The sequence below is a fragment of the Paenibacillus sp. FSL P2-0121 genome (assembly GCF_037975345.1).
In the GTDB taxonomy this organism is placed as follows: domain Bacteria; phylum Bacillota; class Bacilli; order Paenibacillales; family Paenibacillaceae; genus Paenibacillus_AQ; species Paenibacillus_AQ odorifer.
Window position 1 is genome coordinate 4258483 of record NZ_CP150245.1, and the last position, 15761, is coordinate 4274243.

Here is a 15761-nt window from a genome sequence, read left to right on the forward strand (position 1 = left end):
GCCTTACTAACAATCCTTAGTATGACGTTTCAGGGTGCTGCATTATGCAATTTTCAGCTTATGAACATACAAAAACCCCTTCTCCCGTGGAAACCGTCCAATATTTCCGGGGAAAAGGGGCTCAGCCCTAGCTATATATTCATTGAAGGAGAAACTCTCCTTACACTTCCATGATAATTGGCAAAATCATCGGTCTGCGGCGCGTTTGTTCATATAAGAAACGGCCCAGCGAATCTTTTACGCTTGTTTTAAGGGAAGCCCACTCATTTACTTTTTCACTCATCAGGCGTTGCAATGTACTGGATACAATTCGGTTAGCTTCGTCGAGCAGTCCTTCGGACTCCCGAACATAAACAAAACCACGTGAAATGATGTCAGGTCCAGAAACAATTGCACCATTCTGCTTGCTAAGTGTAACCACGACAACCAAGATACCATCTTGAGACAGCAACTTACGGTCACGCAATACAATGTTACCAACATCGCCTACACCTAGTCCGTCAATCAATACGTTACCAGCTGTTACTTTGCCAGCCTTACGAGCGGCACCGCCTTGGATTTCAACAATTTCACCGATTTCAGTGATGAAAATGTTCTGTGGCTCTACGCCAACCGATTCTGCCAGCAAAGCATGTTTGCGCTGCATGCGGTATTCACCGTGGATCGGAATGAAGAATTTCGGTTTCATCAGGTTAAGCATAAGCTTAAGTTCTTCTTGACTACCGTGACCGGATACGTGAACGCCGGAGTTGGAACCGCTGTAAATCACATTAGCACCAAGACGGAACAATTCATCGATAGTACGGCCTACATACTTCTCATTACCTGGCACAGGTGTTGCCGCAATAATAACGGTATCGCCTGGCAGGATATCTACTTTACGATGACTAGAACGTGCCATACGTGTCAATGCAGACATTGGCTCGCCTTGGCTGCCTGTGCAAAGAACAACTACACGATTTGCTGCCATTCTATTCATTTCTTCCGGTTCGATCAGCATTCCGTCAGGTACGTTCAAATATCCAAGCTCTGAAGCGATGGATACAACGTTGACCATACTGCGGCCAATTACTGTAATCTTACGACCCGTAGATTCTGCTGCATTAACCACTTGTTGAATACGGTGCACATTGGAAGCAAAAGTTGCTACAACGACACGTTGCTCAGCCTTGCGGAAAATATCTTCCAGCACAATACCGACATTCTTCTCAGATGGGGTAAAGCCTGGTTTCTCAGCATTCGTACTATCCGACAAAAGAGCAAGTACGCCCTTTTGGCCAATCTCTGCCATCCGATGCAGATTTGCAAATTGACCGTTGACTGGGGTGTGGTCAAATTTGAAATCGCCCGTATGAACAACATTTCCTTCCGGAGTCTCAATGCATACACCCACGGAATCAGGAATACTGTGGTTGGTTCTAAAGAAAGTTACCTTAAGTGAGTTCCCCAATTGAATTTCTGAATCTTCGTTGATCAGAATCCGTTTGGTGTCACCCAGCAGGTTCGCTTCCTTCAATTTGTTCTCTACAAGACCTAAAGTCAATCTTGTTCCATAGACTGGAACATTCAAATTCTTCAGGACATAAGGTAGACCACCGATGTGATCCTCGTGTCCGTGAGTAAGCACAATACCTCTTACCTTGTCACGGTTCTCTGTCAAATACGAGATATCAGGAATTACGATGTCAATACCGAGCATATCCTCTTCCGGAAACTTGAGTCCCGAATCCACGACTACAATGTCAGCTCCGTATTGAATAACATACATGTTTTTCCCGATTTCTCCGACTCCGCCCAATGCGAAAATCGTCAATTTATCGTTGTTGTTTTTTTTGGACAAATGAATCTAACCCTCCTATGATGTTGGACGTCATACTTTTATTGGTAAATATCGAACTTCGATTATTTCAGCGGCGCTGAACACATTTCTTTCAAACAGCCAATAACTTCCAATCGACGAGGAAATTCCTGAAATCTGTAAAATGCGCAATGCGAAAGCTCCCGATTCCGGGCAGTAAAGTTCATATTGAAGCGGACAAACGCCGTCAAAATTCACCGTCGCGCCCCTCGCGCGAAGACATGTCATTTATTTAAACAGACTCATCTTGGGACCTATCCTGTCTCACAATGTATTACATTGACGGAAGATTACCGCATATTTAATTTTAACCGCACCCAGTCACTTAAGATCATTATACATGATTTTTTTGGCAAAAGACAAGTCATCCGCCTCGTATCCAAATTCTTTCCTTAAATTCGCCTCAATATTTCAGAAAAAAAATATAAATGCAAAAACCGGCTCCCTCAATAGAGTAGCCGGTTTAGAACGTACATCAGCAATGATTAATTCTTAGTGAAAAAGTGCTTCAATAAAAGCCGCTTCCGCTTCCGTTGGCGAAATAAGCGGCAATCTGACTCCGCCCACAGGGATCCCCTTGAGTCCTAAAGCATATTTTACAGCTGAAGGATTGGGCAGCGGTTGTGGGCATTCAAACATTCCTTTAAAAATCGGGAACAGCTGGCGATGAATCTCTCCAGCAAGCTGAACATTGCCGGAGGTATAAGCGTAAATCATTTCTGACATCTGCGCACCAACCACATGGCTAGATACACTTATAATTCCGTATCCACCGACAGCCAGACTGGGAAGACCTGAGGCATCATCACCCGTATATACACGGAAATCATCTGAACAAGCAGAGGCAATAAGTGTTACCTGATCTACAGACGCGCATTCTTTCGTAGCAACGATGTTCGGAATCTCAGCAAGCCGCAGGGTAGTGGCCACGCTCATACTTACACCTGTTCGACCTGGAACATTATATAGAATCACTGGTAATGAAGTCTCTGAAGCAATCGTGGAAAAATGCTGATAAAGACCTTCCTGATTCGGTTTATTATAATAAGGAACGACCAAAAGCACTCCATCTACGCCTATTTTCTCCGCTTCCTTCGTCAGATGAATGGAATGTTTCGTGTTATTGCTGCCAGTTCCAGCAATAACTTTACAACGTCCATTCGCCTTTTCCAGCACAAAAGAAAACAGCTGCAGCTTTTCCTCATCGCTTAACGTAGGCGATTCCCCTGTCGTTCCGCAGACAACCAAAGCCTCTGATTTCTGTACCTCAATTAAATAATCGACAAGCTGTGAAGTTACATCCCAGTTGATTTCTCCATCCCCATCAAAAGGGGTTACCATGGCTGTTATTAATCTTCCGAAATCCACTTTGAATTCCTCCTTGTCAGCGGTGCAATTCAAACATAGCATGCAGCGAACGCAGGGACTGCACCATATCTTCTTTTTTCACAAGCACCCATATCGTTGTATTCGAATCCGCGGATTGTAGAATTTGAATGTTTTGCGAGCTAAGCGCCTCAACAATGCGCGCCATAATACCAGGCACACCATTAATTCCGCCCCCGATAACAGAAACTTTGGCACAACCCGACAAACTCTTAGGTCGCAAACCCAGCTGCTGTAGAGCAGAAATAGCCTTCTCTGATTTGTCATCAAAAACCGTATAAAGAGCTTCCGTAGGTGTTACATTAATAAAATCAACGCTTATCCCGTTATCTGCCATACTCTTAAAGATTTGCAGTTGCACTCCGGTTCCGTTACCGTCCGGGCATTCCACAGAAATCTGTGTAACATTGCTGACATAAGCAATCCCTGTAACGAATCGATCCACAATTCCCCCTGCTTGGATATCGTTAAATCCTTCTGGATTCGTAACCAACGTACCTTCAGCTTCTGAAAAGGTTGAACGAACACGAACTGGGATCTGTGCCTGCATAGCAATCTCAACCGCACGTGGATGAATGACTTTTGCTCCCTGATGAGCCATATTGCAAATTTCAGTATAACTAACGTAAGTTAATGGCTTAGCATCTTCAACGATCCGTGGATCTGCTGTAAGAATCCCGTTAACATCCGTATAAATATCCACCATATCAGCATGAAGAGCAGCACCCAGTGCTGTAGCAGAGGTATCACTGCCGCCACGGCCTAAAGTTGTCAAATCACCCGCTTCAGTCTGGCCCTGGAACCCGGTAACAATAACCACCTTATCCTCACGCAGCTCACGGAGAATGCGTTCCGGACGTACATCCAGAATTCTGGCATTACCGTAGTTGCTGTCTGTCAGAAATCCTGCCTGAGCTCCCGTTAATACTGTAGAAGCGATGCCTTCATTCTCCAGTAGCCCACATAGAGTAGTAGCTGAAATAATTTCACCACAGCACATCAAGAGATCTTTTTCCCGGTCTGGAAGTGCATCTCCGTTCTGCACGGCCCAATCCAGCAAAGTGTCAGTTGCGTAAGGCTCTCCACGACGGCCCATAGCCGATACAACAATTACAAGGCTATAGCCACTAGCCAGCTCCCTTTTGACATTGCGGATTACGTGTTCTCTAGCTTGCGGTGTGGATAGCGATGTTCCTCCGAATTTTTGTACCAGAATACCCATGTATAATTCCCCCATTATTATCAAAGCAAACACACTAATCATTCGTGAAAAGATTACGGTACGTGAGCTTATTCGTTAAGTAAGTTGTTAAATGGCTGTACCGCCCTCGAACCTGAGGACGGTAGCAATACTGCTTATATTTTTTTGATAGCAATGAACTTAGCTGGTTCCACTACGTTATCTTGGCATTTCTCATTGCTCATTTGGTGCATCTCCCCTTTTATTGTCCACAACAAAATCAGCCGAGCTCTGTCAATTTTCTATGCTGAATGAAACCGTTCGATGATCATCGGCTGTAGTTGTTTACCTTGCAAAGCGGCATAGCAAGCTTCCGGGATAAGATCCATGCGTGCCACGAGCGAGTTAGGTTTACCCTCAGGGTTATCTTGACCGAATGGTACAAAATAAATATGTTTAGCCACCAGAAGCTTAGCAATATTCGCGGCATTTAGGCCCAATCCATCATTTGTAGATATCGCTAGAACTAGTGGACGTCCGTTGCGCATCTGTGATTTAGCTGCCATTAGCACGGGACTATCCGTCATGGCATTAGCCAGTTTACTCGTTGTATTTCCTGTGCAAGGTGCTATTGTCAGCACATCCAGCAGCTTGGAAGGACCCAGCGGCTCCGCTTCAACAATTGTAGAAATGATATCATTCCCTGTTATATCTTTCAACTGTTTTAACCAATTTTGCGATGTCCCAAAGCGGGTGTCTGTTCCTAGTACAGAGGCAGAAACTATAGGTACTACGTTTGCTCCCCCGTCTACGAAGCGCTGAATTTGTGGCATTACCTCAGCAAAAGTGCAATGAGATCCAGTGATCGCATACCCTACTGTTTTTCCGTGCCAATCCATTTTATTCGTCCCCCTTGATTAAAGCCTCGTCCGAAATCGACTGTACCAGCGCATTTGCCATAATAATCCCAGCGCTTTTTGGAGCTACAATGCCAGGGAGTCCTGGAGCCAGCATCGCCTTAATCCCACGTTTCTCAGCATAACGAAAGTCACAGCCGCCTGGTGCAGATGCCAGATCAATAATTACGCAATGCGGCGCAAGCCGCGAGAGCACCTGCGCGGTGATGATCATACTTGGTATCGTGTTAAATATAAGATCCACATCTGGTACGTGAAGCAGCAGCTCATTGGTCATAAAAGGCTTCCAGCCCATTTCCTCAGCACGTGCATAATGTTCTTGTTTTCTGACACCAACCTTTACACTGGCCCCCAGTCCCTGTAGACTTCGAGCCATTGTAAATCCAGTTCTACCTAAACCCAGCACCATTGACTTCGAGCTGTGAATTGTAAAATCCGTGTTCTGAATGGCCATTACCAGCGCTCCCTCCGCTGTCGGGATAGAGTTGTAAATAGCCACATCATCACGATTAAGCAGTTCGATTAATTTCAGTAAGTGCTTGGTACACATCCCGCGCAAGTAACTTTTAGCCATACCGGTATACACTAAACAATCGGATGGCAGCGCAGTGAAATGCTCCTCCAGAATCGTTAAACGCTCAGAAGAAAATAGAGCACTAATATTTCCTTCATCATCACAGCCTACCGTAGGCAACACTAATACATCTGCATTACTCAGCAGCTCTACCGTCAATTGTTCCAGGCTCACCCCTGGGCTAGGGGTCTCCCACTTATCGAACCCGGCAGCGCTTACCGTCGCATCCAATTCTACACATTTCCGAATCACTTCAAGCTGTCTCGCGTCCCCGCCCAGGAACACGATCCTGACGCCAGTAAGCATAGGGATGACGCTCCTTTCAACATACACTATCGACTATAAAGCATCTTATGCTGGGCATAGTTAATGGGTGAAGAGCGGAAATGAAATCCCCGGCACGCAAGGCTGATGATGAACTAATGGGTTACGGGTTACGGGTTACGGGTTACGGGTTACGGGTTACGGGTTACGGGTTACGGGTTACGGGTTACGGGTTACGGGTTACGGGTTACGGGTTACGGGTTACGGGTTACGGGTTACGGGTTACGGGTTACGGGTTACGGGTTACGGGTTACGGGTTACGGGTTACGGCTGATGAGTTAAGGACCGAGATGCAACTATTTGTGTGTTTTTTGCCTTTTAGGAGGAGTTTCGGACTGGAGAGCTCTTATTCGATGTAAACAGGCTCGATATCAGGTGTTTTTGATCAAATAGTGACACTGGGGTCCGAAAACAGCCGAATTAAGCAGAATTGTTATAAATAAGAGCACTGGGGTCCGATAGGGGCTTCGTCTTTAATTTGACGGTAGGGTTAGAGTAGTGGCAGAGCGCCAATGAAAATGCTGAGTTTATTCGATGGGGAAGTCGGGGTTAGTTGGAGTAGCAGATAGCACCGCAGATGGCACCGCAGATGGCACCGCAGATGGCACCGCAGATGGCACCGCAGATGGCACTGCAGATGGCACTGCAAATGGCACTGCAGTTAGCACTTTATAAAATGCTATCTGCTTAACAATCGAAGAAATTAAAGTTTTGGATAATTAACTCTGCATAATAAAAAAAGCTCACGAATCATACCTTGGGCATGAATTCGTAAGCTTTTTAAATGAATTGTAACAACACTCTTACTTGCCAGTATGGCCAAAGCCTCCGGCTCCGCGTTGTGTTTCGGACAACTCTTCCACTTCCACCAAATTAACCACTGGAACGGCTTGAAATACCATTTGGGCAATCCGCTCATTGCGAGCGATAGCAAAAGGCTCCTGCCCCAGATTGATCAAGAGCACTTTGATCTCTCCGCGGTAATCGGCGTCTATAGTTCCAGGTGTATTCAAGCAGGTAATCCCGTGCTTCAAGGCCAGTCCACTACGCGGACGGATCTGCGCTTCAAGCCCCTCTGGCATAGCCAGTGAAATCCCTGTTGGAATTAATGCCCGCTCTCCTGGTGCAAGTACAATTTCACCCGCAACGGCAGCATAAAGATCATAACCGGAAGCTTGCTCCGACATTTTACAAGGAAGATTTACATCCTCGTTTCCAGCAAGTTTATTGATTTGTACGTAATAAGACAAGATCATCTCTCCTAACATTTGCAATAGCTTTATCTGATGAGCCTACCATCGCTAAAGAAAGCGGCTCCGCGAACATATGGTCCAGCACACTGTTGATATTGTCCATCGTCACTAGCTGAATTTTGGCGATCATATCGTCCAATGTATTATGTCTTCCGAGCATAAGTTCATTTTTTCCGATACGGTTCATTCGGCTGCTAGTGCTTTCGAGACTAAGAATGAGGCTGCCTTTAAGCTGCTCCTTACCTTTTCTCAGCTCATCTTCACTGAGGCCGTTGGTAGCAAGTTCGTACATCATTTCCTTGATTAACTCCATGACATCCTTTGTTTGCTTGGGCGCTGTTCCAGCATAGACCGTAAACAGACCAGAATCTGCCTGGGAGCTGTGATAGGAATACACCGAATAAGCTAATCCGCGCTTTTCACGAATTTCCTGGAACATGCGGGAGCTCATCCCTCCGCCTACGGCATTATTAATCAGCACCATAGCATACTGCAGGGGATCGCCAGAACGGACACCTGGTAAGGAAAGACAGATGTGATTCTGCTCTGTTTTCTTGCGGTGAAATAAGAGCTCTCCATAGTAATCTGGTGGAGTCAGCGGCGCACTTGTACCATGATTATCAAAAGAACCAAAATGCTGTTCCAGCAGTTCAATCAATCCATCACTGATGTTGCCGGCAACGCTTATAACCGTATTCTCAATCGTGTATTGTTCCTTCATATACGCCCGAAGATCATCCGGCTTCATCTCCATTAGCCGTTCCTTCAAGCCAAGGATAGAATACGCAAGCGGATGGTCCTTGTAGGCAGCAGCACACATCAAATCATGCACAAGATCATCCGGCGTGTCCTCGCACATGGAAATTTCCTCAAGGATGACATTCTTTTCTTTCTCCAGCTCTTCAGCATCCATCCGTGAACGGAAGAACATATCCGCTAACACATCTACAGCGATGGGCAGATGCTCATCCAATACTTTAGCATAATAACATGTATATTCTTTTGAGGTAAACGCATTTACATTGCCGCCGATGGCGTCAAACTGCTCAGCAATATCCTTGGCACTGTACCGATCCGTACCTTTAAAAAGCATATGTTCTACAAAATGGGATATCCCGTTGTTTCCAGGATGTTCATTCCGAGAGCCTGTCTTTACCCAGATTCCGAAAGAAACGGACCGGCCGGTCGGGATTTTCTCCATTACCACTCGTAAACCATTGGATAACACTATTTTTTCCACTTCAAGTCCTCCTGGCTAATAGCCATGTTCTATCTAATTTAATTACACGTGCCTATAATCCTACCAGAAATACATCTCTCACTCAACATTAGAGGGGATTAGCCGCTCTGCTGAGAGTGTTTGACTAACTGTGCCTAGCTGTAACCCTTTTGCTTTGATTCCACGTATCATGGCCTTCAGAGCTTTGGAGGATGCGGCTGTGGGATGCATTAGGACTAGAGTGCCCGGTTCCGCTTTGCTTGTGATTTTGGCAACCACAGATTCAGGAGACGGATTACGCCAATCTACGGTATCCACGGTCCAAAGTACGGTTTTGAGCCCTAAACTGCCTGCAATTTCTACGGTCTCCTGATCGAAATCACCAGAAGGGGGAGCGAACCATTTATTAGTGACTCCAAGCGATTCCTTTAACAGCTTTTGTGTCTTCTCAATTTCTACAGTAGCTCGTGCACGACTTAAAGTACTCATATTAGGGTGGGTATAAGCGTGATTCTCCATCTCATGACCGCGTTTTAGCATTTCTTTAGCCAGCTCCGGGTTTTTGCTCAACCAGCTCCCATCCAGAAAAAACGTAACTTTAACGTTCTCTTCATCCAAGGCATCCAACATTGGCACAATGTACTCATTTCCCCACGCCACATTAATCATCAGCGATACCATCGGCTTAGCCGGATTCCCACGATATATGGGTTCAGCTCCCAGTTGATTCAGGGATATCTGTGGTTCGATCTGCCGATACACAAATTTTATAGGTTCTTTTGGTGCCAAAAGAGCATTCCGATATGTACTCTCTACATCAATTTCAAGCCCGTTATAACCCGGAATCGCCTTCCATACCCGATCAACCACAGCATTCACTGGAGGGGCATTAAGCTTGGCTGCGGCGGTCTCAATCCGTGTCCGAAGATCATTGTTCTCCGCCTTAGAAATATCCTTCCACACAGCTAGGTCATCCTGCGGCTTCAATTGCGCAAGCATGTCCTTTACCGGTCCCTGAGTGCTGCCAATTCCTATCACGATCGCAATACAAGCAACCACTAAAGCCACTTTTTCCGTCTTCATGACGACTTCCTCCCCGGTAGAAACGACTTGTAGTCCGTTCCACACGAATACAAAGACACTTTGTCCCAATCTATGAGACAAGAGAGGAATTTATGTCATAAGAACAGAGGACAGAGGCGTGATAGTGATGCACTTTACTTTATTTCATATAAAAAAAGAGCCAGAACGCAATCGCTTCTGTCTCCTTTTATTATGCTATTAGGTACTTTAGAAAAGGTACCTCTACAATCGAAACTTAAGCTTTAGCTCCAGTTTCCGAAGTCAATACCGCTTTACGCGACAGGTTAACCCGGCCTTGTTGGTCGATTTCGGTAACTTTAACGGTAATTGTATCCCCGACAGCTACAACATCTTCAACCTTAGCTACGCGCTCAGTAGACAATTGGGAAATGTGTACCAATCCGTCTTTACCCGGAATTAGTTCAACAAATGCTCCAAATTTCTCAATACGTCTAACTGTACCCACATAGATTTCTCCAACTTGTACTTCACGCACAAGTCCTTCGATAATCGAACGCGCCTTTTGGATCATTTCTTCATCTGAAGAACCGATAAAGACACGGCCATCTTGTTCGATGTCGATTTTTACGCCGGTTTCTTCAATAATTTTATTGATAATCTTACCACCAGCACCGATAACATCACGGATTTTGTCCGGATTGATGTTGATAATAATGATTTTTGGAGCATATTTGGACAGATTAGGTCTTGGCGCAGAGATCGCTTCATTCATTTTGTCCAAGATGAACAGACGGCCTTCTTTAGCCTGCTGAAGTGCATCCTGAAGAATTTTGCGGTCGATACCGGCAATCTTAATGTCCATTTGAATAGCTGTAACACCTTCTGCTGTACCAGCTACCTTGAAGTCCATATCTCCGAGATGATCTTCCATACCTTGAATATCCGTCAGGATGGAGACATGCTCTCCGTCTTTGATCAGACCCATTGCTACTCCGGCTACAGGTGCTTTGATTGGCACACCAGCGTCCATCATAGCCAGAATGCTGGCACAGATACTTGCCTGGGAAGTAGAACCGTTAGATTCAATCGCTTCTGATACTAGACGAATCGTGTATGGGAATTCAGTTTCACTAGGAATAACCTTGGATAATGCACGTTCTCCAAGTGCTCCATGACCGATTTCACGGCGTCCTGGTGCTCTAAGCGGACGAGCTTCCCCTACGCTGAACGGCGGGAAGTTGTAATGGTGCATGAAACGTTTCGTTTCAGTAGGATCGATTCCGTCAAGAATTTGCACATCACCTAGTGCCCCAAGAGTACAAACGCTAAGGATTTGTGTTTGTCCACGTGTAAACAGACCGGAACCGTGTGTACGCGGTAACAGACTTGTATCACATTCAATCGGACGGATTTCATCAAGTTTACGTCCATCTGGACGAACCTTATCATGTGTGATTAGACGTCTTACTTCATCCTTCACGATATCATGTAGGACTTCTTTAACATCTTTCAGAAGCTCCGGTGCTTCTATGTACTTCTCTACGAAATACGCAACCGCTTCATCATTAACGACATCAATCGCTTCCTGACGCGCATGTTTTTCAGCTATTTTAACGGCTTCCACCAGACGAGCCTCAGCAAATGCACGGACCTCAGTATTCACGTCAGCATTCACTGTATGCAGCTTCACAGCCATTTTTTCTTTACCAGCCACTTTAACCAGTTCTTCAATGGTTGCAACGATCTTGCGGATTTCATCATGACCGAACATAATCGCTTCGAGCATCACATCTTCCGTCACTTCGTTCGCTTCTGCTTCAACCATCATGATTGCATCCTTCGTTCCAGCAACCACCACATAAACATCACTGATTGCTTGCTGAGACATATCCGGATTGATCACAAACTCTCCATTAATCCGACCTACAGCAACGCCGCCGATGGGTCCATCAAAAGGCACATCGGAAATACTAAGTGCAGCTGAAGTACCGATCATAGCAGCAATATCTGGTGCGCAGTCCTGATCCACACTCATTACCATGTTCAATACCTGAACATCGTTACGGAATCCTTCAGGGAATAGTGGTCTGATTGGACGGTCTGTCAAACGGCTTGACAGAATCGCTTTCTCACTCGGTCTACCTTCCCGTTTAATAAATCCGCCAGGAATTTTACCTACCGCATATAATCTTTCCTCATAGTTAACTGTAAGCGGGAAAAAATCCAGATCCTTAGGCTCTTTTGAAGCCGTAACGGTACATAATACCGAAGTATCCCCGTAACGCACCATAACGGCTGCGTTTGCTTGTTTAGCCAGGCGGCCCGTTTCCAGCACAAGGCGTCTTCCACCCAGCTGCATTTCTACACGTTTTTCCATAAATACCTCCTTGAATAGTAGTAGACCCGCAGTCTAAAATAGCAGGTTCACATATCGATCTAAATGAATTGGAAAGGCTTGTCCCAAAGGGAGGCTGCCTATTCTGTATGCATATAAGAAGAAACGGCTGGGCCTTACTGAAAAGTAAAGTCGCCGTTTTTGCGAATAATCTCATCGATCCTAATATTAAGTTTTCCCTAAATTTTCAAAAAGCAACCCAGCTGTCCCGCTGTCGCTCCGAGAAGGACATACGGTATACAACCAGGCTGCTTTAAGAGTAATCTTATGGAAAATTAACGACGCAATCCCAGTCTTTCGATCAGGGCGCTGTAACGTCTGATGTCTTTGTTTTTCAAATACGCCAGAAGTTTACGACGTTGTCCAACCATTTTCAACAATCCACGACGGGAGTGATGATCTTTCTTGTGCGTACGCAAGTGGTCAGTCAAATTAACGATGTTCTCCGTTAGGATAGCAACTTGCACCTCAGGGGATCCAGTATCGGATTCGTGAGTTTTGTGCTCGTCGATCAATTGATGTTTACGTTCTTGAGTTAATGCCATCCTGTTCACCTCCTTCAATATAATCGCCACTAGCCTCGTCACCGTCGGTGAGAACGTGCAACCAAGCTAAGGTTATGATGCTGTAAGCCAGCAACGTTACTTAGTATAGCATCTCCATTAACAAAAGTAAACGGCTTGTCCGGGATGACTATAAATTATACTCCAGAATCTTCTTCGCGGTTTCTGCATCCTCGCCAATCTGAGTAATCAATGCTCCAATGGAGTCAAACTTCCGTTCTGGACGAATGTAAGATACCAATTCTACCTTAAGCTCTTGATCATACAGGTCACCCTCGAAGTCAAAAAGATGAACCTCAAAGCTCGGAGTTAACACACCCTCATGAAAGGTTGGTTTAACACCCACATTCATAACCCCGTACAGAACTTTATCCTTATAAAAGACTCGGACCGCATATACACCTTTGGTCGGAATGACAAAATGATCACTGAGCTTCAAATTGGCAGTTGGAAAACCAATTGTGCGGCCTCTCTTCTCACCATGCCCCACTTCACCACGCAGATGATAGCAACGTCCGAACCAGGAGTTTGCCAGCCCCAGATCTCCATTTTGGAGACTTTTACGAATGCCGGAGCTGCTAACCTTTTCGCCTTCAAGCAGAAAAGGAGGAGCAACTTCCACATTCATAACACCTTCACCCAGTTTGCGAAGCATCTCAACATCGCCTTCACCTTGGTAGCCAAAGCGAAAGTCAAAGCCAACAACTGCAGTTACAATATGTAGCGGCAAAAGCATAACAGAGACAAAATTCTGTGGACTAACCCGGGAAAGCTGCTCATTAAATTCAACAACATACAGGATATCGACACCCATGCTGGCAAGAATCTCTTGCTTTTCAAAGGGTGGCGTCAAGTACCCTTCATAATCTCCCTTACCCATAACATCTTTGGGATGAGGATGAAATGTAAGGACTGCAGCCGGCACACCTTGTTTACGGGCTAAGGCTACAGCGGATGTAATGACGCTGGCATGTCCACGATGCAGGCCGTCAAACTGCCCTAGAGCAGCCACTTGAGGTTGTGCCCATTCGGCAGCAGTCTCCGGCGACATCGGATAGGTTAACGTTACGGTTCTCACGCTGTTTCTCACCTACAATTCACTTGGTAAAATTGATTTAAGCTTGTGCAAACACCTTTACTGGGGCAATAGCACCTGTCTCTTCCAGCTCATAAATGCCAAGAAACAATCCCTGAAGATCGTATAGCCGAATTTGACCTGTTGTCTTCACTTCTGGAGCAATGAACCGCGAAGACAAACGTTGCCCTTGCAGTGCTGCCTTCTTCTTCTCATCCATAACGGTATGCTTAGGCAAATGCGAAATTGCCTCATCAGCAGCGATTAAATGATCTTCCAATGTTCCGGCTTCCTTGTGCGCGGCAATATCCTCAAGGGATAAACAATGGCTGGCAGAAATTCCTGCCGACATTGTTCTCTCCAGCTTCACCATTACACCCGGCAGTCCAAGCGCACGACCGATATCTACACAAAGTGTACGAATATACGTGCCTTTGGAGCATAATACCCGGAAAGTGATGTCGGGATGATTACCTTCCCAAGTCATATCCGTCATTTCGATTTCATAAATCTCTACTTCGCGACTTTTCCGTTCAACGGTTTTGCCTTCTCTAGCCAATTCATAAAGACGTTTGCCGTCGACTTTCACCGCAGAGTACATGGGAGGAACCTGAGAAATTACGCCTTTGAAAGAGGCAAGCACTGCAAGAATCTCTTCCTCAGTTACATGAACCTCATCAACAGTTTCCGTAATGGTTCCAGTTAAGTCTTCAGTATCACTGGACATCCCCAGTCTCAGTGTTGCCACATATTCTTTGGGCAGCTCCTGAATATACTCCACAACGCGAGTCGCACGTCCCAGACAAAGCGGCAATACACCAGTCACTTGGGGATCTAGTGTCCCCGTATGACCAATTCGTTTCATGCCGAGAATCCGACGTGCCTTGGCTACAACATCATGTGAAGTGAAGCCTGCCGGTTTATAAACCGCCAGAACACCTTCTAATTCACTCATAAATGACGTCTTACCTCCTCAAGCACCTGAGCTATTGCCTCTTCAAGCGTAGCTTCTATACGCGCACCTGCAGCACGGGTATGACCGCCGCCTCCAAACGTTTGCGCCAATGCAGCCACGTCAACTTTACCGGCAGAACGCAGGCTAACCTTGACCGCATGTTCGTGAATAACTTTAAAAAGAATGCCTACTTCCACGCCCCGAATATTACGAGGGTAGTTTACGATTCCTTCCAAATCTTCATTAGCAGCAGCACATTCGATCATATGCTCGGGTGTAACATATAGCCAGGCAATATCTCCTTCAGGAGATAATTCCAGCGTATTTAAGGCTTTATTTAATATTTTAACCTGTGGCAGCGTCATTTCTTCAAGCAATGTCTCAGCGAGTTCAGGACCGTTAACCCCAAGGGATAATAGCTCAGATACAGCTGCCATTACTTTTGGTGATGTGTTGGTATAACGAAAACCACCGGTATCTGTTAACAGACCCGTATATATAGCTGTGGCGATATCAATATCCCATTCGATCTCGAATGTCTTCAGCAGGTCGAACAAAATTTCCGCTGTCGCAGCTGCATCCGGTTTGATTAAATTAACGAATCCATAACCGTTATTTGTTGGATGGTGATCAATGTTCAGGATAAGAGCCTCATTCGCAAAATAGCGATTTGTCAGCCCTACTCGCTGAAAATCCGCACAATCCACACAGATGACGTTGCTGTATTGACGGGGCGGTTCACTAGAGGCCATATTGATGATTTCATCCGAATGCCATAGGTATTCCATTCGCTTCGGGATTGGTCCTTCATTCAGCATAGTGTATTTTTTGCCCAGACATGAGAGAAGCCAGCCCACCGCAAGGGTGGAGCTGACTGCATCTCCGTCCGGCTGAACATGCGACACTACAAGGTAATCGTCGTGTTCCAGCAGAAACTCACGGGTCTGCTGGAGACTTTGTTCATAGCTCTGCATTCGCCGTCTCCTTTTTAAAGGTTGTTCAAAATAGCATAACGCTA

Annotated in this window: 15 protein-coding genes; 2 read left to right on the forward strand and 13 right to left on the reverse strand. The window is 45.7% G+C overall.

The window, feature by feature from the left end:
• Positions 1–160: 160 nt before the first annotated feature.
• From MKY54_RS18795 to dpsA, 5 genes are all read right to left on the reverse strand, one after another.
• Positions 161–1840 carry a ribonuclease J gene (locus MKY54_RS18795; protein WP_076127859.1) on the reverse strand — a complete coding sequence of 560 codons (1680 nt, stop codon included), beginning with the start codon at positions 1838–1840 and terminating at the stop codon, positions 161–163.
• 510 nt (positions 1841–2350) lie between these two features.
• Positions 2351–3226 (reverse strand): 4-hydroxy-tetrahydrodipicolinate synthase, encoded by an 876-nt coding sequence (dapA, locus tag MKY54_RS18800; protein ID WP_339187540.1) that lies wholly within the window; start codon positions 3224–3226, stop codon positions 2351–2353.
• A 16-nt stretch (positions 3227–3242) separates the two neighbouring features.
• Positions 3243–4466, reverse strand: coding sequence for an aspartate kinase (dapG, locus tag MKY54_RS18805; RefSeq protein WP_036688442.1), 1224 nt, complete (start codon positions 4464–4466; stop codon positions 3243–3245).
• Between the two features lie 260 nt (positions 4467–4726).
• The gene (locus MKY54_RS18810; RefSeq protein WP_036688443.1) at positions 4727–5323 is read right to left on the reverse strand and encodes a dipicolinate synthase subunit B; all 597 of its coding nucleotides are present in this window, start codon (positions 5321–5323) and stop codon (positions 4727–4729) included.
• Position 5324: 1 nt separating this feature from the next.
• Positions 5325–6221, reverse strand: coding sequence for a dipicolinate synthase subunit DpsA (gene dpsA / locus MKY54_RS18815; RefSeq protein WP_339187542.1), 897 nt, complete (start codon positions 6219–6221; stop codon positions 5325–5327).
• Between the two features lie 80 nt (positions 6222–6301).
• Between dpsA and MKY54_RS18820 the strand changes: the two genes are divergently transcribed.
• Both MKY54_RS18820 and MKY54_RS18825 read left to right on the forward strand, forming a co-directional pair.
• Entirely contained in the window at positions 6302–6598 is a 297-nt protein-coding gene (locus MKY54_RS18820; RefSeq protein ID WP_339187545.1) for a hypothetical protein, read from the forward strand.
• 175 nt (positions 6599–6773) lie between these two features.
• The gene (locus tag MKY54_RS18825; protein WP_179086773.1) at positions 6774–6914 is read left to right on the forward strand and encodes a hypothetical protein; all 141 of its coding nucleotides are present in this window, start codon (positions 6774–6776) and stop codon (positions 6912–6914) included.
• A gap of 128 nt (positions 6915–7042) precedes the next feature.
• Here the strand turns inward: MKY54_RS18825 and dut are convergent, their stop codons facing one another.
• The 8 genes from dut to MKY54_RS18865 form a co-directional block, all read right to left on the reverse strand.
• Positions 7043–7489 (reverse strand): dUTP diphosphatase, encoded by a 447-nt coding sequence (gene dut, locus MKY54_RS18830; RefSeq protein WP_172628834.1) that lies wholly within the window; start codon positions 7487–7489, stop codon positions 7043–7045.
• The gene (locus MKY54_RS18835; protein WP_036688449.1) at positions 7464–8732 is read right to left on the reverse strand and encodes a pitrilysin family protein; all 1269 of its coding nucleotides are present in this window, start codon (positions 8730–8732) and stop codon (positions 7464–7466) included. Before MKY54_RS18835 ends, dut begins: the two co-directional genes overlap by 26 nt.
• Before the next feature lie 78 nt (positions 8733–8810).
• Positions 8811–9794, reverse strand: a complete 984-nt coding sequence (locus MKY54_RS18840; RefSeq protein WP_076307730.1) for a polysaccharide deacetylase family protein — start codon at positions 9792–9794, stop codon at positions 8811–8813.
• A 235-nt stretch (positions 9795–10029) separates the two neighbouring features.
• Positions 10030–12132, reverse strand: a complete 2103-nt coding sequence (pnp, locus tag MKY54_RS18845; protein WP_076127850.1) for a polyribonucleotide nucleotidyltransferase — start codon at positions 12130–12132, stop codon at positions 10030–10032.
• Between the two features lie 293 nt (positions 12133–12425).
• Positions 12426–12695 (reverse strand): 30S ribosomal protein S15, encoded by a 270-nt coding sequence (gene rpsO, locus MKY54_RS18850; RefSeq protein WP_036656390.1) that lies wholly within the window; start codon positions 12693–12695, stop codon positions 12426–12428.
• A 148-nt stretch (positions 12696–12843) separates the two neighbouring features.
• The gene (locus tag MKY54_RS18855) at positions 12844–13791 is read right to left on the reverse strand and encodes a bifunctional riboflavin kinase/FAD synthetase (protein WP_076182610.1); all 948 of its coding nucleotides are present in this window, start codon (positions 13789–13791) and stop codon (positions 12844–12846) included.
• Between the two features lie 37 nt (positions 13792–13828).
• Complete coding sequence (truB, locus tag MKY54_RS18860; RefSeq protein WP_076127847.1) at positions 13829–14743, reverse strand: tRNA pseudouridine(55) synthase TruB; 915 nt, start codon at positions 14741–14743, stop codon at positions 13829–13831.
• Positions 14740–15717, reverse strand: a complete 978-nt coding sequence (locus MKY54_RS18865; RefSeq protein WP_076106341.1) for a bifunctional oligoribonuclease/PAP phosphatase NrnA — start codon at positions 15715–15717, stop codon at positions 14740–14742. Before MKY54_RS18865 ends, truB begins: the two co-directional genes overlap by 4 nt.
• Positions 15718–15761 lie beyond the last annotated feature (44 nt).